Consider the following 18,900-nt stretch of genomic DNA (forward strand, 5'->3'; position numbering starts at 1 on the left):
GATGATGGTGGGGCCGGCCTGCATCGGCTCCAGCACGCCGCCGATGCCCACGCCGCCCGACAGGTGCACGTTCTTGCCGATCTGCGCGCAGGATCCGACCGTCGCCCAGGTGTCGACCATCGTACCCTCGTCCACATAGGCCCCGAGATTGACGAAACAGGGCATCAGCACCACGCCCTTGCCGATATGGGCCGAGCGGCGCACTACGCAGTTCGGTACCGCGCGAAAGCCCGCGGCCTTCCACTGCGCCTCGCCCCAATGGGCGAACTTGCTGTCGACCTTGTCCCACCAGGTACCGCCCTGCGGCCCGCCGGTCTGCACGCCCATGTCCTGCAACCGGAAGCCCAGCAGCACCGCCTTCTTGGCCCATTGGTTGACATGCCAGCGCCCGTCCGTCTGGCGCACGGCCACCCGCAGCGTGCCTTGGTCCAGCGCATGCAGCGTCGCCTCGACGGCGTCGCGAACCTCGCCCCTGGTGGTGGGGGTAATCGTGTCGCGCGCTTCCCATGCGGCTTCGATGGCGGCTTCGAGCTGGACGTCGGACATGGAATTCCCCCGGAAAGATGGCTGGTTTAACTGGACATAAGGCTATAGAGGCTAGACTTGCCCGGCGCAATCCAAGCCCGATGAGAAGCCCATGCATGACGACAGCCGACGCCCGTTCCGTGACGCCCAGGAGGATGTCGAAGTCATCCGCGAGGTTCCCGATACCCCGCAGACCCGCGCCCCGGCCTATCGGCTTGCCTTTGCCGATCCCGAATTCCTGTGGCGCGACGAACTGCGCCCGGTGCGGCTGCAACTGGAACTGATGAAGCCCGAACTGGTTATGAAGGAATTCGGCATCGACAGCACGATCGTACTGTTCGGCTCGGCCCGCATCCCCGAGCCCGCGCGCCGGGGCGAGGCCGCAACCGAAACGCTGGCCGACTACACGCGCTATTATGACGAGGCGCGGAAATTCGCCCGGCTGATCACCGAGAAGAGCCAGCAGAACGGCAAGCATCACGTCATCGTGACAGGCGGCGGCCCCGGCATCATGGAGGCCGGCAACCGCGGCGCGGCCGAAGCCGGGGGCGTGTCGATCGGGCTGAACATCGTGCTGCCCCATGAACAGGCGCCGAACGCATACGTAACACCCGATTTGTGCTTCAATTTCCACTATTTCGGCATCCGCAAGATGCATTTCCTGCTGCGCGCCGCCGCCATCGCGATCTTCCCGGGCGGCTTCGGCACGCTTGACGAGATGTTCGAGGCGCTGACGCTGATCCAGACGGAACGCATGGACCCCGTGCCCTTCCTGCTGTTCGGCCGGGCGTTCTGGGAAAAGGTCATCAACTGGGAGGCCTTGGTCGAGGCGGGCACGATCTCGCGCGCCGATCTCGACCTGTTCACCTTCGTCGAAACCGCCGAGGAGGCGCTCGCCGTCATCGAGCGCTGGACCCCGAAGGCCTGACCACACCCTTCTTCTTGGCCCAAATACCCCCGCGCGGCCGCAAGGCCGCGCCACGCCCAACGCCGGGCAAGCGGGGCGCAAGCCCCGGGCGGCCCGGGGGCGGGAGTGCTCCGGTGTGTCGGAACAACGTCAGTGCAGGTCGGGCGCGTCCGGGCGGCGCACGACGCGTTCGGGCTGGGGCAAGCCGGCCTCGGCGGCGATCTCGAAGCGGCTCTTCCGCGCGCGCTCGGTCGCCGACTTCAACTGCCCGCAGGCGGCCATGATATCCTCGCCCCGCGGCGTTCGGATGGGGCTTGCATAGCCAGCCTTGTGCACGATGTCGGCAAAGGCCTCGATCCGATCCCAGTCGGACCGCTGATAGGGTGCGCCGGGCCATTCGTTGAACGGGATCAGGTTGATCTTGGCGGGAATCCCCGCGATCAGCCTGACCAGCCGACGCGCATCCGCATCGCTGTCGTTCACGCCCTTCAGCATCACGTATTCAAAGGTGATCCGTTCGGAGTTCGACAGTTTCGGATAGGCCCGGAGCGCGTCAAGCAGCTGCGCCAGCGGGTATTTTCGGTTGATCGGCACCAGCTGGTTGCGCAATTCGTCGGTGGTAGCGTGCAGCGACACCGCCAGCAGGCAGCCGATCTCGGTGCCCGCACGCGCGATCTCGGGCACGATGCCGCTGGTCGACAGCGTGATGCGGCGGCGGCTCAGCGATATGCCCTCGTTATCCATCGCGATCTTCATCGCGTCCCGAACCGCTTCGAAATTGTAAAGCGGCTCGCCCATCCCCATCAGCACGAGGTTCGAGATCAGCCGCGTCTCGTCCCTGGGCGCGCGGCCGGGTTCGGGCCATTCGCCCAGGTCGTCGCGGGCCAGCATGATCTGGCCGACGATCTCGGCCGCGGTCAGGTTGCGCACCAGCCGCTGGGTGCCGGTATGGCAGAAGGTGCAGGTCAGCGTGCAGCCCACCTGGGACGAAATGCAGAGCGTGCCGCGCGAGTCTTCCGGGATATAGACCACCTCGACCTCGTGGCCGCCCGCGATCCGGACGAGGTATTTCCGCGTGCCGTCGGCCGAAACGGTGCGTGTGACCAGTTCGGGCAGCTCGATCGCGAAATGTCCGGCCAGCAGCGCGCGGTAGTCCTTGGCAAGGTTGGTCATCGCGTCGAAGCTGCGCACCCCCTTGTGGTAGATCCATTGCCAAAGCTGGTTCTCGCGCATCTTCGCCTGCGCCTCGGGCGTGCCCGCCGCGACAAGGGCGGCCCGCAGCTGGGGCCGGGTCAGGCCCACCAGGTTCAGGCGCGCGGCCTCGGGCGGCTTGCGCGGAATCGGCAGCACCTCGGGCGTGATCGGCGGGCTCGCGGTCATCTTGCGCGTCTCCATCGGACGGGGTGCTCCTTGTATGGGATCGGCCCGAAAAAGGAAACATCCCGCAGGCGGCAGGGCCGCGTGCGGGACATCCGTTACCGGCCCCGGGCCGGGGTCAGTTGCCGGCGCAGCGGCGCTCGGCCTCCTCCATCGCGGCGGTAAAGCCCATCAGCGAGAAAGTATCCTTGGTCGTCGTCCCGCGGGACGACCGCGCCGTCACCACCGCCTCGGCGCCACGCTTCATCGCGGCGAGCAGCCGGGCATCTTCCTCCTTGGAAGCAGGCCACGCCCACTGGTTCTCGGTGAACAGTTCATAGGTCTCGTCGCCAATCCGGACCGAGACGGTCGAGCCTTCTGCAAAAGGATAGCCGCCGGTGAACGACACCTCTCCCGCAGTACCGTCGCCGGGCCGGAAAGTCACGAACAGACGGATATCGCCACGGTTCACCGCGACCACCCGCCCGTCACGGGTGTTCACCGTCTCCTTGGGCGGCGAGACGCCCCAGCATTCGCGCGGGTTCGTCTCGACGAAGACGTTCCAGTCGGTCTTGACCGCGACATTGTTGGTCGATTCCTGCTGTGCCTGGGCAGCCAATGCCCATAGCGCCGTCAATCCGCCCGCAAGGGCCGTTCGCATGAGGGAGTTCATCGTCGATACAGGCCTCCAGCCGTGTTTGCCTCTCTGTCCCCCGGACCGGCCCCTCGGTCAGCCGTTTCTCCGTTGGCGGGACGGTTTGCAACTCGATGGGCGCAACCTACCGTAGGCGCGCAGCGATGTGAAATCCCTCATCGCACAAAATCGCGTGGGCTTGAAGGGGAGGCGGATCATGGCCGAAGCGGTGGAGATGGTCGATCTGTGGCGCGGCGGCATGGTCGAGTCGCGGCATCGCGGGCATGCGGTGATCTGCCACGGCGCAGGCGCGGTTCTTGAGGCCTGGGGCGATCCGGGCGCGGTGATCTATCCGCGCTCCTCGGTGAAAATGATCCAGGCGCTGCCGCTGGTCGAAAGCGGCGCGGCCGAGGCGGCGGGGCTGGACGATGCGGACCTGGCGCTGGCCTGCGCCTCGCATGAGGGGGCGCCGGTCCATGTGGCCCGCATCGCGGCCTGGCTTGACCGGCTGGGCCTGTCCGAGGCCGACCTGCGTTGCGGCGCGCAGCCCAGCCGCGACAGCGCGGAACGCAAGCGGATGCTGATCGCGGGCGAGGCGCCAAGCCAGTTGCACAACGCCTGCTCGGGCAAGCATGCGGGGTTCCTGACGCTGGCGCGCCACCTCGGGGCGGGGGGCGATTACAATGATACCGGCCATCCGGTGCAACGCGCCATCCGCGCCGCGTTCGAGGACGTGACGGGGCAGGCGAGCCCATGCTTCGGGATCGACGGCTGTTCCGCGCCGAATTTCGCGACGACCATGCATGGCCTTGGCCGCGCCATGGCATTCTTTGCGACCGCCCGGCCTGATGCCGCCACCCTCCGCGCCCGCGCCGCCGCGCGGCTGACGGGGGCGATGCTGGCCCATCCCGATCTGGTGGCCGGCGAGGGGCGGGCCTGCACCGAGTTGATGCGCGCCATGGATGGCCGCGTCGCGGTCAAGACCGGGGCCGAGGGGGTCTTTGTCGCGATCCTGCCCGAGCGGGGCCTTGGCATCGCGGTCAAGATCGAGGACGGCGCCACCCGCGCGGCCGAGGCAGCGATCGCGGGGCTGTTGATTCGGCTGGGCGTGCTCGACCCCGAACACCCGGCCACGCGCGGACGGCTGGGCGGACCGATCCGGAACTGGCGCGGGATCGCGACAGGGGAAATCCGGCTTGCCCCGGGTTTCGGCTGAAGTCTCTCTTGCGTTCGGGCCGGGGTCGGTTCCAGATTGGGGCACGAGCCGGGCGAGGAGGCCATGAGCGAAACCCTGATCGAGCGCCGCGCCCGGCTGATGGGGCCGAACGTGCCCACCTTCCACGCCGAGCCGGTGCATCTGGTGCGTGGCGAGGGCGTCTGGCTGTGGGATGCCGAGGGGCGGCGCTATCTGGACGCCTATAACAACGTCCCCCATGTCGGCCATTGCCACCCCCGCGTGGTCGAGGCGATTGCCAGGCAGGCCGCGACGCTGAACACCCATACGCGCTATCTGCACACGGCCATCCTTGACTATATCGAGCGGCTGACGGCGACGCTGGGCCATGGGCTGCGCCAGGCGATCATGGTCTGCACCGGGTCCGAGGCGAATGACGTGGCGCTGCGCATGGCGCAGGCGGCCACCGGCGCGCGCGGGCTGATCGCCACCGACAACACCTATCACGGCAACACCGCCGCGGTCAGCCAGCTCTCGACACGGCGCCCGCCGATCGGCGGTTATCCGGCCCATGTCCGCCTCGTCCCCGCCCCTGAAAGCCTGACGCCGCCGGGCGACAGCGCCGAGGCGCAGGCTGCGGCCTTTGCCGCCAACGTCGCCCGCGCCATCGCCGATCTGGACGAAGCGGGCCACGGCTTTGCCGGGTTCATGCTGTGTCCCTTCTTCGCGAACGAGGGGTTCCCGACGCTGCCACGCGGATTTCTCGATCCCACGGTCGCGGTGATCCGGCGCGCGGGCGGGCTGATCCTGGCCGACGAGGTGCAGCCGGGTTTCGGGCGGCTGGGCGATGCGTTCTGGGGCCATGAGCGGCTGGGGTTTGCGCCCGATGTGGTGACGCTGGGCAAGCCGATGGCCAACGGCCATCCGGTCGGCGCGGTGGTGACGCGGCCCGACATCATGGCCGATTTCCGCGCCGCGTTCGGCTATTTCAACACGTTCGGCGGCAATCCGGTCTCGGCCGCGGCGGCGCTGGCCACGCTCGACGTGCTCGAGTCCGAGGGGCTGGTCGCCAATGCCCGCGACGTGGGCGCCCATGCGCTGGACCGGATGCGCAGGCTGAGCCACAAGCTGCTGGCCGAGGTCCGCGGCGCGGGTCTGTTCCTCGGCGCCGAGTTCGTCCAGCCGGACGGCTCCCCCGCCACCGCCTTTGCCGAGCGGCTGGTCGAGGGGCTGAAGGCCCGTGGCATCCTGACCGGGCGGATCGGGCGGCACATGAACACGCTCAAGATCCGCCCGCCCATGCCGTTCTCGCGCGAAAACGCCGATCTCCTTGTCGACACGCTCGACGAGGTGCTGGCCACGACGGAGGTGCCCGCATGACCGAGGCCGAAGCCCTGACGCTGGCCGAGGAGGCCGCGCTGAACTGGACCAGCGGTGCGAATCCGCGCCTGCTGTCGCACCGCGAGAACGCGGTGTTCGCAGTGACCCTGCCCGACGCGGCCCGGGGCGTCCTGCGGCTGCACCGCAAGGGCTATCAGAGCGAAGAGGCGATCCGGTCGGAACTGTGGTGGATGGACGCGCTGGCCGAGGCCGGGCTGGGCGTGCCGCGGCCCCAGCGCACGGTGGATGGCGCGCTGATGGCGCGGCTTGCCGACGGGCGCATCGCCTCGGTGCTGAACTGGGTCGAGGGACGGCCCATCGGCACCGGCGGCGAGCCGCTTGACGGAACGCCCGACGAGCAGATGCGCCGCTATGCCAGCGTCGGCCGGGCCATCGCGCAGCTGCATGTCGCCACCGACCGGATCACGCTGCCGCCGTGGTTCAGCCGACCGCATTGGGACATCGACGGCCTGCTGGGGTCCGCGCCCTTCTGGGGCCGGTTCTGGGACCATCCCGCCGCCAGCGAGGCCGAGACGCTTCTGCTGCAAGAGGCCCGCCGCTACGCCCGCGAGCGGTTGTCGGACCATGCCGCACAGGGCGCCGACCAGGGGCTGATCCATGCCGATCTGTTGCGCGAGAACATCCTGCATGACGGCCATCATGCAAGGCTGATCGACTTCGACGACAGCGGTTTCGGCTTCCGGCTTTACGATCTGGGCACGGCGCTGGCGCAGAACCTCAAGGAACCGGCGCTGGACCAGATCGCGACCGGGCTGATCGAGGGCTATGCCACGCATCGTCCGCTGACCGATGATGATCTTGCGATGCTGCCGGTCTTCGTGATGCTGCGCACGCTGGCCTCGGTCGGCTGGACGATGCCCCGCCTTGCGCCCGGCGATCCGCGCATCCGCGCCTATCTCAACCGCGCGGTGCGCACCGCCCATGCCGTGCTCGAAGGGTTGCCGCTGTTCCGCGTCGCATAGCCGACCGCGCGGGCTCAGGCGCCCTCTGCGGGGCAGAACAGCAGGCTTACGCCGTTGATGCAGTGGCGCTTGCCGGTGGGGGGCGGGCCATCGTCGAAGATATGGCCCAGATGGCTGCCGCAGCGGCGGCAATGAACCTCGGTGCGCAGCATGAGGAACTTGCGATCAGGCTTGGTTCCGACCGCGTCGGGCAACGCCTGCCAGAAGCTGGGCCAGCCGGTGCCGCTGTCGAACTTGGTCGCGGCATCATAAAGCGGCAATTCGCATCCCCGGCAGTGATAGAGACCGGGGCGTTTCTCGTCGTTGAGCGGACTGGTGAAGGCACGTTCGGTGCCCTCCTGCCGCATCACGCGGTATTCCAGATCATCGAGCATCGCGCGCCATTCGGCCTCGCTGCGGGTGATCTCGAACGCGCTGGCGCGAGCGGCGCGGGATGTCAGCGCAAATGCTGCGCCGCCCAGAAGGATGCTGCGTCGGTTCATTGCGGGTCTCCTTTTCCGGGATCATAGGCGCAGGAGGCCGCGTGCGCATCTCACGATCCCGCGCGGCCCCGCGATTCGAGCCAGCGGTCCAGTTCGGCGACGAAATCCTCGCCGCGGCGTTCGAAATTGTCATACTGGTCGAAACTGGCCGCAGCGGGCGCAAGCAGGACGACATCGCCCGGTTCGGCCTCGGCGGCGGCGCGGGCGACAGCGGTTGCCATCGTCGTGCAGACCTCGTGCGGGATGTCGCGCAGATGAAGCGCAAAGGCCGCCGCCTCGCGCCCGATCACATAGGCCTTGACGACATTGCCCAGATGCGGCGCAAGCTCGGCCAGCCCGCCCTCTTTCTCGAGTCCACCACAGATCCAGCGGATGCGCGCAAAGGCGGCCAGCGCACGCGCGGCCGAGGCGGCGTTGGTGGCCTTGGAATCGTTGACGAAACGCACCCCCCCCGCCTCGGCCACAAGCTGGCTGCGATGCGGCAGACCGGCGAAATCGTGGAACGCGCGCTCGATTTCCCTCGGCGCGATGCCAAGGCAGCGGGCGGCGGCATAGGCGGCGCAGGCGTTCTGGTGGTTATGCACGCCGGGCAGGCCGGGGATCGCGCGCAGGTCGATGCTGGCCACCTGTCGGCCCTTGCGCCATTCCGCCAGAAACCCCTTGCGCGCAAAGACCGCCCAGCCCGGTCCGGTCAGCTTGTCCGCCGCCGAGATGCGGATCACCCGGTCGTCGGCTGGCCCCTCGGCCATCTGGTTGGCCAGAAACCGCCCCTCGTCCTCGTCCACGCCGATGATCGCCCGGTCCGGCCCGCCCTCGGCGAACAGGCGCCGCTTGGCGGCAAAATACCCCCCCGGCCCGCCATGGCGGTCCAGATGGTCGGGCGAAAGGTTGGTGAACACCGCGATGTCGGGCGTCAGCGCACGGGCAAGTTCCGTCTGGTAGGAGGACAGTTCCAGAACCACGACGCCGCCCTCGCCCGGCGGGTCCATGTCCAGCACGCCGCGTCCGATATTGCCCGCAAGCTGGCTGTCGCGACCCGCCGCGCTCAGCACATGATGGATCAGCGCCGAGGTGGTGGACTTGCCGTTCGAGCCGGTCACTGCGATCACGCGCGGCGGGCTGTCGAATCCCTCCCACTCCTCGGTCGCGAGCGAGCGGAAAAAGAGGCCGATATCGTTGTCGACCGGCACCCCGGCCATCCAGGCGGCGGCGATAACGGGATTGGGCAGGGGGTAGAGGTGGGGGATACCCGGGCTAAGGATCAGCGCGGCGGCACCCCCCAGTGCGCCCGGACGCGTCAGGTCGACGGGGGCGAACCCCTCGGCCATGGCGGCGGCGCGGGCGGCCTCGTTGTCGTCCCAGACCAGCACCTCGGCCCCGCCCGCCCGCAGCGCCCGCGCCGCCGACAGCCCTGATCGCCCCAGCCCCAGAACGGCGACCCGCGCCCCGTCAAACCCGCGCACCGGAATCATGCCCCACCCCTTTCGACGGTAGGCGGAGAATGCCCATCGAGAAGCGTCGGATGCAAGACAAGACGGCCCGGCCAGCGCCAGGCGTGTTCCAGGCTGCTCCGACGCTCAGACCAGGTAGTGCCAGCCGATCATCAGCGGAGGCATCGCCACGACGCTCAGCGCGAACAGGAAACCCGCCGTGCGGTTGCCGCCCATCCGCCGCACCGCGCCACTGATCGCCGGGGCGACCACGATCGCGGCCAGCGTGATCGGCAGGATGCGATCGAAGATCGGCACGCAATTCTGCGGATTGGCGAAATTCTCGATGCAATAGGGCACGATCTGGTTCGAGAAGACCACGACCAGCGCGATCAGATAGCCGACGAAGGCCACGACCGCGTAGGACGGCACACCGTCCCATTGCTTGAGCGTGACATCGGGGGTCACCGCATGAAGCCGCGGGGAAGCCCAGAACGCGCGCCTGTCACGTTTGGGGCTGGGCCGGACTTCCCGGACGAATTCCTCGTCCACGATCTTGTATTCCATGCTCTCGTCCTCCTGTTCCCTCGGGTTCAGCGCACCTTGAGGGTCGCCAGCCCGATCAGCGCAAGGATCAGGCTGATGATCCAGAACCGTATCACGATCTGGGGTTCCGCCCATCCCTTCTTCTCGAAATGGTGGTGGATGGGTGCCATCAGGAACACACGTTTCCCGGTCGCCTTGAAATAGGCAACCTGGATGATGACCGACAGCGCCTCGACCACGAAAAGCCCGCCAACAATGGCCAGAACGATCTCGTGCTTGGTGGCAACCGCGATTGCACCCAGCGCGCCGCCCAGCGCAAGCGAGCCCGTGTCGCCCATGAACACGGCCGCCGGTGGGGCATTATACCACAGGAAGCCGAGCCCCGCGCCGATCAACCCGGCGCAGAAGATCAGGATCTCCCCGGTGCCGGGGACGTAGTGGACATCGAGATAGGTGGTGAAATCGACGCGGCCCACGGCATAGGCAATCACGCCCAGCGCCGCGGCGGCGATCATCACCGGCATGATTGCCAGCCCGTCCAGCCCGTCGGTCAGGTTCACCGCATTCGCCGCGCCCACGATCACGATCATCGAGAAGGGAACGAAAAGGATACCCAGATTGAACAGAGCGTTCTTGAAGACCGGCACCGCAAGCTGGTTGGTCAGCGCCTCGGGATGCACGCTCGCCGCCCAGCATCCGGCGATCGCCGCGATCAGCAGCCCCAGCCCGAAGCGCACCCGGCCGGGCACGCCCTTGACGTTGTTCTTCGACACCTTGGCATAGTCGTCGGCAAAGCCGATGGCCCCGAAGGACAGGGTCACGAACAGGACCATCCAGATATGGGGGTTGTCGAGCCGCGCCCACAGAAGCGTCGAAACGATCAGCCCGCCAAGGATAAGCACGCCCCCCATGGTCGGGGTGCCGGCCTTGGTTTCCAGATGGCTGGCCGGGCCGTCCGCGCGGATCGGCTGGCCGTTCCTCTGGCGCTTGCGCAACAGGTTGATCAGCGGCCGGCCGAACAGGAAGCCGAACAGCAGCGCGGTGAAGAAGGCCGCGCCAGCGCGGAAGGTGATGTAGCGGAACAGGTTGAACGCGCCGCCCCCGTCGGAAAGATCGGCCAGCCAGAAGAGCATTACTCAAGGTCCTCGTCGGTTTCGGGGAGCGCTTGGCCCAGTTTGCCCAGCGCGTCAACGACGATCGAGACGCGGCTGCCCTTGGAGCCCTTGACCAGCACGACATCGCCCGCATCGACCAGCGCGTGTATCCGGGCTGCCAGCGGTTCGGCCTCGTCGAACCATTGGCCGCGGCGCTTCAACGGCAACGCAAAATACAGCGCCCGCATTCGCGGCCCGACGCAATGCACCAGATCGACGCGGGCCATGGCGGGCAGATCGGCCAGACCCGCATGCAGCGCCTGTTCCTGCTCGCCAAGCTCCAGCATGTCGCCGAGGATCGCGATGCGGCGGCCCCGGGCCACGCGCCCCACGCCGTCGCGCGGCGCGGCGGCGGCCAGCACCTCCAGCGCGGCCGCCATCGAGGCAGGATTGGCATTGAACGCGTCGTCGATCACCTCGATCGCGATATCGCGGTCGATCGGGTCAAGCGCGATCCGGAACCGTGCGCCGCGCCCGCCGGGCGGCAGCCAGCTGCCCAGATCGCAGGCCGCCACCGCGCGGTCGATGCCCAGCGCCTCGGCCACGGCCAGCACGCCCAACGCGTTCATCGCGAAATGCCGACCCGGCGCGCGGATCTTGAACAAGAGTTTCTCGCCCTGCGCCTTTGCGTCGACCACCGTCGAGTCCGGATGAAGCTGCGCCTTCAGCAGCCTGAATTCGGAAGATTTCGTTGCGCCGAAGGTGAGCTTTCCGACGGAGCGGGCGGCGTTTTCCAGGATCGGGCTTACGTCCAGATCGTCGGGAAAGACCGCGATGCCGCCCGGCTCCAGCCCCGCGAAGATAGCCGCCTTCTCGCGCGCGATGCCTGCCAGATCGTCGAAGGCGGCCAGGTGGGCGGGGGCGACCGTGGTGATCAGTGCAACATGCGGCCGCGCCATGCGGGCCAGCGGCGCGATCTCGCCGGGATGGTTCATGCCGATCTCGATCACCGCGAAATCGGCCTCTTCGGGCAAGCGCGCCAGCGTCAGCGGCACGCCCCAATGGTTGTTGAAGCTCGCCTCGGCGGCGTGAACCCGGCCCTGCCCGGCAAGGACGGCGCGCAGCATCTCCTTGGTCGAGGTCTTGCCGACCGAGCCCGTCACCGCCACGACCCGCGCCCGCGCCCGCGCCCGGCCCGCCTGCCCCAGCGCGACCAGCGCCTCCAGCACATCGGGCACGATCAGGAGCGGCGCGTCGGCGGCAAGGCCCTGGGGGATGCGCGACACCATCGCCGCGGCTGCCCCCCGTGCCAGCGCATCGGCAACGAAATCATGCCCGTCGCGCTGGTCGGTCAGCGCGACGAACAGATCGCCGGGGGCAAGGCTGCGGGTGTCGATCGACACGCCCGTTGCACGCCAGTCGCAGGTGGTCTGCCCGCCGGTCGCGGTGGCGGCATCGGCAGCCGTCCAGAGCGCGCTCATGCCAGCCGCCCGTCAAGTGCGGCAACCGCCACGCTGGCCTGTTCGGCATCGTCGAAGGGGAACACATCGTCGCCGACGATCTGGCCGGTCTCATGCCCCTTGCCCGCGATCAGCAGCGCGTCGCCCGGTTCCAGCGCATCGACCCCGCGCAGGATCGCCTCGGCCCGGTCGCCGACCTCGATGGCATCGGGGCAAGCTTTCAGTATTTCTGCACGGATCAATGCGGGAACCTCGGATCTGGGGTTGTCGTCTGTCACATATGCAACATCGGCATGTTCGGCCGCCGCCGCGCCCATCAGCGGGCGCTTGCCCCGGTCGCGGTCGCCGCCTGCGCCAAAGACGATGACGATGCGGCCCATCACATGCGGGCGCAGCGCCTTGAGCGCGGTGGCGATGGCGTCGGGCGTGTGGGCGTAATCGACAAAGACCGCCGCGCCGTTCGCCCGCCGCGCCGCCAGTTGCATCCGCCCGCGCACGCCGACAAGATCCGGCAACGTGTCGAAGACCTGCCCCGGCTCGTCGCCGCAGGCAATCGCCAGCCCCGCGGCCAGCGCGACGTTATGCGCCTGAAACCCGCCGATCAGACCCAGCCGCACCTGCCGCGCCCGGCCTTGCCAATCAAGCCGCACCTCCTGCCCCGTCGCATCGAAGCGTTGCGCGGCGATCCGCAGATCCGCCGCGGCATCCGAACCGACGGTCAGCACCTGCTGCCCGCGCGCCTTGGCAATGGCCGCCACCGACGCGCCCTTGGGATCGTCGATATTGACAACCGTCGTGCCATCCTCGGGCAGCACGCGGCCAAAGAGCCCGGCCTTGGCGGCGAAATAGGACTCGAAGGTCTCGTGGTAATCGAGGTGGTCCTGCGTGAAATTGGTGAAGCCCGCCGCGCGCAGCACCACGCCATCAAGCCGGGACTGGGCAAGGCCATGGCTTGACGCCTCCATCACGGCATGGCTGACCCCCGCCCCGGCCATCTCGGCCAGCAGGCGATGCAGCGTCAGCGCGTCGGGCGTGGTATGGGCCAGCGGTGCCTGACAGGCGCCCTCGACCCCGGTGGTGCCGAGGCTTGCGGCCTGATGCCCCAGAAGCGTCCAGATCTGGCGGGTGAACTGGGCGACCGAGGTCTTGCCATTGGTCCCGGTCACTGCGGCCATGGTGGCGGGCTGGGCCGCGAACCAGAGCGCGGCTGCCCCGGCAAAGGCGGCGCGCGGGTCTTCGGCCACGATCAACGCGGCCTGACTGGCGGACAGCGCCTCGGCCGCGATCCCGGCGCCTTCGGCATCGGTCAGGATGGCCACCGCTCCCCCGGCCAGCGCCTGCGGGATGAAGGCCGCGCCATGGGCGCGGCTGCCGGGGAAGGCCGCGAACAGGAAGCCGGGGCGGACCGCGCGGCTGTCGATGGCAAGCCCCGCGATGCGCGCCTCGCGCCCGCCCCTTGCCCTGAGGCCGAGCGCGGCGAGCGATTTCTCCGAGCGGTCCGCCATGATCCCCGCGCCCATCAATTCGCGGCCAGTGTTACCCCGAGGCCCTGGGCCGCTTCAATCTCCGGCCGCAGCCCCAGCAAAGGCGCCGCGCGACGGATGATCTCGCCTGCAACCGGCGCGGCAGTCCAGCCCGCCGTCCGGCGCGGCTCCGAACCGGAGGTGTCTTCGGGCTCGTCGAGCGTGACGACCAGCACATAGCGCGGCGCGTCGGACGGAAAGATGGCGGCGAAGGTCGCAAGCACCTTGTCCTTGTGATAGCCTCCGGTGCGCTTGGGCTTGTCCGCGGTGCCGGTCTTGCCGCCGACCGAATAGCCCTCGACATCGGCCAGGGTCGCCGTTCCGTGAGAGACAACCTCGCGCAGCATCGAACGGATCGCCGCGGATGTCTCTGCGGACACCACCCGCTCGCCCGGCTTCCCCCCACCGGCAAGCAGCGTCGGCGTCACCCGGAAGCCGCCATTGGCAAGCGTCGCATAGCCCGCGGCCAGGTGCATCGGGCTGGCCGAGAGCCCGTGGCCATAGGATATCGTCAGCATCGAGATATCGGTCCAGCGTGGCGGCAAGAGCGGCTTGCCGGTCGGCGCCTCGACCAGTTCCAGCGGCACCGTTTCCAGAAAGCCGAGCCGGTCAAGAAAGGCGCGCTGTCGTTCCGCGCCGATCTGCTGGGCAAGACGCGCGGTGCCGATATTCGAGCTTTTCACCAGAACGTCGGTCACTGACAGTTCGGGGCCGTAATTACGGAAATCGCGGATGCGGTGGCGGCCCCAGACCATCGGCCCCTTTGTGTCGATAACTGTCCTCGGAGAGACGATCCCCTCTTCCAGCGCCTGCGCGATGGTAAAGGTCTTGAAGGTCGAGCCAAGCTCGTAGACCCCCTGCACCGCGCGATTGAACAGCGGGCTGTCGGACGGATCGCCCTGGGTCGGAAGGCGCGGACGTTCGTTGGGATCGAAATCAGGCAGCGAGACCATCGAGATCACCTCGCCCGTATTCACGTCCATGAGGATTGCCGTGGCACCCTTGGCATTCATCAGCCGCATGCCGCCTGCCAGCACACGCTCGACCGCGGCCTGCACGGTCAGGTCGAGCGACAGCCGCAGCGGCGCGCCGCCATTCGCCGGGTCGCGCAGCCAGCCGTCGAAGGCCTGTTCGACGCCCGCGCGCCCCACCACCTCGGCCGAGGACACGCCCTCGCGCCCGAAGCCGGACCCGCCCAGCACATGGGCGGCCAGTCGGCCGTTGGGGTAAAGCCGCATCTCGCGCGGGCCGAACAGCAGGCCCGGATCGCCGATGTCATGCACCTTCTGCATCTGTTCGGGGCTGAGACGACGCTTGATCCACAGGAACTTGCGCTCGCCGGTGAAGTCGGCAAGCAGGCGCTGCTCGTCGAGATCGGGGAAGATCTGCGCCAGTTCCCGGGCGACGCGGGCGGGTTCGATCATGTGGGGTGGCTGGGCGTAAAGCGCGTGTGTGGCAAGGTTGGTGGCCAGGATATTGCCGTTGCGGTCCACGATATCGGCGCGCTGCGCGACGATGGCCGCGCCCGAGGCCGCGGCGCGCGGCTCGGAGGGGACCGCGGCGGCCAGCGTGCCCATGCGCACACCCACCACCAGGAAGGCCGCGCAGAACATCACACCCAGCATCAACAACCGCCCCTCGGCGCGGCTGCGGGCGGCGTCGCGCATCCGTTCGTGGCGCAGCCGCAGGTTCTCGCGCTCGATGGCGGCGGGATTCTCGCCCCGGGCGCGGGCCTCCAGGATGCGGGCGAGCGGGCGCAGCGGTGTGCGGATCATGGCTGAGACTCCAGGTCCTCATCGGCAAGGAGGCTGCCCAGAAGCTCGATCGGGATCACGATCTCGGGCAGTTCGAAGGTCGGATAGGCCACCTGGTCGATGGCTGCGAATTGCTCGGGCGCAAGCGGCAGCAGTTCCAGCCTCTCGAAATTCAGATTGGCCAGCGCACGCAGCCGGTCGGGCCGGTTCAGATAGGCCCATTCGGCGTTCAGGATCGCGCGGCGTTCACGCAACAGACCGATATCGCGGTTCAGCCGCTCGACCTCGGCGATCACCTGCTGGGTGGCGTAGTTCTCGCGATAGGCCCAGACGGCAAGCCCCATCACCGCCAGCGCCGTCAGAACGTAGAAAAGACCGCGCATCTATGCCCCTTCCATGATCGCCGGCAAACCCAGTTGGGCGCGATCCACAGGCCCCGCAGGCGCGTCGGTGCGTTCGGCAACGCGCAGTTTTGCCGAACGCGCGCGCGGGTTGGCGGCAAGTTCCGCATCATCGGGTCCGACGGCCTTGCGGTTCAGGATATGAAACCGCGGCGCTTCGATCGGGATCTCGGGCGCGTGACGGCTGCCCCCGCCCGCCTGGCCCGCACGCGATTGCAGGAAACGTTTGACGATCCGATCCTCGAGCGAATGGAAGGTCACGACCGCCAGCCTGCCGCCGGGTTTCAGCGCGCGTTCGGCCGCCTCTAGCCCCGCCACCAGTTCGCCCAACTCGTCGTTCACCGCGATGCGAATCGCCTGAAAACTGCGCGTCGCGGGGTGGATCTGGCCCGGCTGCGCTCGTGGCAGGCAGCGGGCGATCACCTCGGCCAGTTGCGCGGTGGTGACAAGAGGCGCGATGGCGCGGGCCGCGACGATGGCCCGCGCGATCCGGCGGGCAGCGCGTTCCTCGCCGTAATGAAACAGGATGTCGGCCAGCGTCGCCTCGGGCGCGGAATTCACCAGATCTGCCGCCGAAGGCCCGCTATCGCCCATCCGCATGTCCAGCGGGCCGTCCTTCTGGAAGGAAAAGCCCCGCTCTGCCCGGTCAATCTGCATCGAGGACACGCCGAGATCCAGCACCACGCCGTCAAGCGGTTCCCCCGCATGTTCATCGAGCCGCGAGAACGTACCCTGCACCAGCCGCAGCCTCTCGCCATACTCGGCCGCCCATCCCTGCGCCATCTCGAACACGCTGGGGTCGCGGTCCACACCGATCACGCGATCCGCCCCGGCATCCAGCAGGCCGCGGGCATACCCTCCTGCTCCGAAGGTCCCGTCAAGCCAGACGCCGCAGACCGGCGCGACGGCCTTGATCAGGGGCCGCAGAAGGACGGGGATATGAGGCGGCCCGGAGGGGGCGGGGCGTTCCGCGGCGGCCATCGTTCAGACCGCCTCGGGATTGTCGAGAAGCGACAGCAGGTCGAAATCGTCCGGCTTGTTCTCGAGCCAGGCTTCGGTATCGGCCAGTTCCTCGGCCTCATAGATGTCGGGATTCCAGATCTTGAACGTGTCGCCCGAGCCGATGAAGAACGCCTCCTCGCCCAGGCCGATCTTCTCGCGCAACTTCTGCGGCAGCACGAGCCGCCCGTCGGGATCGACCTCGGTGGGCAACGACTGGCCATTGAACAGGTGTTCCAGCCTGCGCCGCGCGATCGAGCCGCGGGGCAGCGCCTCGATCTTCTCGTCAACCTCGTCGATCGCCTTTATCGAATAGCATTCCAGGAACTTGCGACGGTGATCGCCGTAGACGATCACCAGTTGCGGACGCAGCCCGTCGGTCCATTCGGGATCGCAGGCCTCGAGGACGCGCCGGAACTGGGCCGGAATAGACACCCTGCCCTTGGCATCCACCTTGTGGCGGCTCGAACCTCTGAACCTGCGCGCCACCGGACGTCCGCTCCTTCTCGCTCTCCGGCCAGGAACGGAAACGGCGGACCGAGCTGCTGCCACTGCCCGATCCGCCGCCCTCGTCCCGCTTCGGGATGTCCGGCTGCGCGCGCCACCTGGGGGGATGTTCTGCTCGCCCGCGCGCCGGTTCTCTGTTTTTCGATGACGGCGGGTTGCCTGTATGAAACCCGTTTGCCTGTGGGGTCTTGTTGCCCCTGAAAGCGTTCGCCGCCATCCGATGATCAAGGGATGTCACGGGAATTCATGGAAATCAACTGAAATCTGTGGACCGAAGGGCCAAGCTCAGGCTGTCAGTATCGCGACGGGCAGCGCAAATCTACGCCGCGACGCGAGCGAACACTGCCTGTTGCGGGAACGGCACGGAATTTATCTAAATGTTGTGTATTCTTGAGGAGCCGGATTTTTCCCGTGTTTTCCCAAGAAAACCGACGGGCTGGTTGGACGGCGCCATGCCTACGGGGTTCTGAAGCGGATTCTGCCCTGTGGGTCGGGCGAAACCGGCCGATGATTCGCACCGGTTCGATCCGCAGGGCAGTTCAGGCCATGAAATCCCGTGGCTGGAGTACCCGCAGGCAGTTCAGGCCATCCCGCCACCGATCAGGCGGGCGGCGATATGGGCATAGGAGTCGGCCAGCGGACCCTCGCCCAGCGCCACCGGCCGGCCGGCGTCGCCCGCCAAGCGCATGTCCAGCGCCAGCGGCAGCGCCCCCAGAAGCGGCACGCCCAGTTTCTCGGCTTCGGCCGCGACGCCGCCATGGCCGAAGATATGTGCCTCATGTCCGCAATTCGGGCAGACATAGGTGGACATGTTCTCGATCAGGCCCAGGACGGGGGTACCGAGCTTGCCGAACATGTCGATGGCCTTGCGTGCGTCGATCAGCGCCACATCCTGCGGCGTCGAGACGACAATCGCGCCGTTCAGCCTGGTGCGCTGGCACAGCGTCAGCTGGATGTCGCCGGTGCCGGGCGGCAGATCGACCACCAGCACGTCAAGCGGCCCCCAGTTCACCTGGGTCAACAGCTGCTGCAGCGCCCCCATCAGCATCGGCCCGCGCCAGACCACCGACTGGCCCTCCTCCATCATCAGGCCGATCGACATCATGGTAACGCCGTGGGCCACGATCGGCTCGACGGTCTTGCCGTCCGGAGAGGCTGCGCGGGAGGTCACGCCCATCATGCGGGGCTGCGAGGGGCCGTAGATGTCGGCATCGAGCAGGCCCACCCGGCGGCCCTGGCGGGCCAGTGCCACGGCAAGGTTGCTGGCCACGGTGGACTTGCCGACTCCGCCCTTGCCCGAGGCGACGGCGAGGATGCGGTCGATGCCCGCGGGGTTTTCTCGGTCGGCCTTGGGCGTGGGATGGCGGCCGATCTTCAGCGCCTCGCCGGGCGGGGCCTTGGGGGCGGGGCCATGGGCGGTCAGCACGACCGAGGCGCGGGCGACACCCGCCAGCGCCTCGACGGCGGCCTGGGCGGCGGCGCGCACCCGTTCCAGCCCGGCGGCGCGACCGGGATCGGACGCCTCGATCACGAAGCGCACGGTGTCGCCCTCGATCGACAGCGCGCGCACCATGTCGCGCGAGACCAGATCGCCGCCATCGGGCAGCGCGACCCGGGACAGGGATTCGAGGACGGCATCGCGCGTGACGGGCATGGCTGTCTTCCTTTCGGGCATTCGGGGGCCGCGGCCCCACCGCTTAACTTGTCCGGACGCGCCCGGAGGGCAAGGGCATTTTCGGCATGCC

At 68.2% G+C, this 18,900-nt stretch carries 18 protein-coding genes; 4 read left to right on the forward strand and 14 right to left on the reverse strand.

The window, feature by feature from the left end:
- On the reverse strand, positions 1–546 hold a 546-nt coding region (locus ENN83_RS13210), incomplete at its 3' end, for a 2,3,4,5-tetrahydropyridine-2,6-dicarboxylate N-succinyltransferase (protein WP_287187674.1).
- 91 nt (positions 547–637) lie between these two features.
- Here ENN83_RS13210 and ENN83_RS13215 point away from each other — a divergent pair.
- On the forward strand, positions 638–1,453 hold the full coding sequence (locus tag ENN83_RS13215) for a TIGR00730 family Rossman fold protein (RefSeq protein WP_287187676.1): 816 nt from the start codon (positions 638–640) through the stop codon (positions 1,451–1,453).
- A gap of 129 nt (positions 1,454–1,582) precedes the next feature.
- Here the strand turns inward: ENN83_RS13215 and rlmN are convergent, their stop codons facing one another.
- Both rlmN and ENN83_RS13225 read right to left on the reverse strand, forming a co-directional pair.
- Complete coding sequence (gene rlmN, locus ENN83_RS13220) at positions 1,583–2,812, reverse strand: 23S rRNA (adenine(2503)-C(2))-methyltransferase RlmN (protein ID WP_287187704.1); 1,230 nt, start codon at positions 2,810–2,812, stop codon at positions 1,583–1,585.
- A gap of 115 nt (positions 2,813–2,927) precedes the next feature.
- Positions 2,928–3,449 carry an invasion associated locus B family protein gene (locus tag ENN83_RS13225; protein WP_287187678.1) on the reverse strand — a complete coding sequence of 174 codons (522 nt, stop codon included), beginning with the start codon at positions 3,447–3,449 and terminating at the stop codon, positions 2,928–2,930.
- A gap of 190 nt (positions 3,450–3,639) precedes the next feature.
- On the opposite strand from ENN83_RS13225, the gene ENN83_RS13230 reads away from it, so the two are divergent.
- From ENN83_RS13230 to ENN83_RS13240, 3 genes are all read left to right on the forward strand, one after another.
- Positions 3,640–4,638 (forward strand): asparaginase, encoded by a 999-nt coding sequence (locus tag ENN83_RS13230; protein ID WP_287187680.1) that lies wholly within the window; start codon positions 3,640–3,642, stop codon positions 4,636–4,638.
- Between the two features lie 63 nt (positions 4,639–4,701).
- Positions 4,702–5,976, forward strand: a complete 1,275-nt coding sequence (locus tag ENN83_RS13235; RefSeq protein WP_287187682.1) for an aspartate aminotransferase family protein — start codon at positions 4,702–4,704, stop codon at positions 5,974–5,976.
- Positions 5,973–6,959 (forward strand): phosphotransferase enzyme family protein, encoded by a 987-nt coding sequence (locus ENN83_RS13240; RefSeq protein WP_287187684.1) that lies wholly within the window; start codon positions 5,973–5,975, stop codon positions 6,957–6,959. Before ENN83_RS13235 ends, ENN83_RS13240 begins: the two co-directional genes overlap by 4 nt.
- A gap of 14 nt (positions 6,960–6,973) precedes the next feature.
- Here ENN83_RS13240 and msrB read toward each other — a convergent pair whose 3' ends face one another.
- The 11 genes from msrB to ENN83_RS13295 form a co-directional block, all read right to left on the reverse strand.
- Complete coding sequence (gene msrB, locus ENN83_RS13245; protein WP_287187686.1) at positions 6,974–7,441, reverse strand: peptide-methionine (R)-S-oxide reductase MsrB; 468 nt, start codon at positions 7,439–7,441, stop codon at positions 6,974–6,976.
- Positions 7,442–7,491: 50 nt separating this feature from the next.
- Entirely contained in the window at positions 7,492–8,913 is a 1,422-nt protein-coding gene (murD, locus tag ENN83_RS13250) for a UDP-N-acetylmuramoyl-L-alanine--D-glutamate ligase (protein WP_287187688.1), read from the reverse strand.
- A 105-nt stretch (positions 8,914–9,018) separates the two neighbouring features.
- Positions 9,019–9,438, reverse strand: coding sequence for a hypothetical protein (locus tag ENN83_RS13255; RefSeq protein ID WP_287187690.1), 420 nt, complete (start codon positions 9,436–9,438; stop codon positions 9,019–9,021).
- A gap of 26 nt (positions 9,439–9,464) precedes the next feature.
- A complete protein-coding gene (mraY, locus tag ENN83_RS13260; protein WP_287187692.1) occupies positions 9,465–10,550 on the reverse strand; it encodes a phospho-N-acetylmuramoyl-pentapeptide-transferase in 1,086 nt (361 codons plus the stop codon).
- Positions 10,550–11,992 carry a UDP-N-acetylmuramoyl-tripeptide--D-alanyl-D-alanine ligase gene (locus ENN83_RS13265; protein ID WP_287187694.1) on the reverse strand — a complete coding sequence of 481 codons (1,443 nt, stop codon included), beginning with the start codon at positions 11,990–11,992 and terminating at the stop codon, positions 10,550–10,552. The genes mraY and ENN83_RS13265 overlap by 1 nt, the downstream gene beginning before the upstream one ends.
- A complete protein-coding gene (locus ENN83_RS13270; RefSeq protein ID WP_287187695.1) occupies positions 11,989–13,476 on the reverse strand; it encodes a UDP-N-acetylmuramoyl-L-alanyl-D-glutamate--2,6-diaminopimelate ligase in 1,488 nt (495 codons plus the stop codon). The genes ENN83_RS13265 and ENN83_RS13270 overlap by 4 nt, the downstream gene beginning before the upstream one ends.
- Before the next feature lie 14 nt (positions 13,477–13,490).
- Complete coding sequence (locus tag ENN83_RS13275; RefSeq protein ID WP_287187697.1) at positions 13,491–15,269, reverse strand: peptidoglycan D,D-transpeptidase FtsI family protein; 1,779 nt, start codon at positions 15,267–15,269, stop codon at positions 13,491–13,493.
- A complete protein-coding gene (gene ftsL, locus ENN83_RS13280; protein ID WP_287187698.1) occupies positions 15,266–15,631 on the reverse strand; it encodes a cell division protein FtsL in 366 nt (121 codons plus the stop codon). Before ftsL ends, ENN83_RS13275 begins: the two co-directional genes overlap by 4 nt.
- A complete protein-coding gene (gene rsmH, locus ENN83_RS13285) occupies positions 15,632–16,630 on the reverse strand; it encodes a 16S rRNA (cytosine(1402)-N(4))-methyltransferase RsmH (RefSeq protein WP_287187700.1) in 999 nt (332 codons plus the stop codon).
- 3 nt (positions 16,631–16,633) lie between these two features.
- On the reverse strand, positions 16,634–17,137 hold the full coding sequence (gene mraZ / locus ENN83_RS13290; protein ID WP_287187701.1) for a division/cell wall cluster transcriptional repressor MraZ: 504 nt from the start codon (positions 17,135–17,137) through the stop codon (positions 16,634–16,636).
- Positions 17,138–17,735: 598 nt separating this feature from the next.
- Positions 17,736–18,809, reverse strand: coding sequence for an Mrp/NBP35 family ATP-binding protein (locus ENN83_RS13295; RefSeq protein ID WP_287187703.1), 1,074 nt, complete (start codon positions 18,807–18,809; stop codon positions 17,736–17,738).
- Between the last annotated feature and the right edge of the window lie 91 nt (positions 18,810–18,900).

Source organism: Rhodovulum sp., assembly GCF_011048875.1.
GTDB lineage: Bacteria > Pseudomonadota > Alphaproteobacteria > Rhodobacterales > Rhodobacteraceae > Rhodovulum > Rhodovulum tesquicola.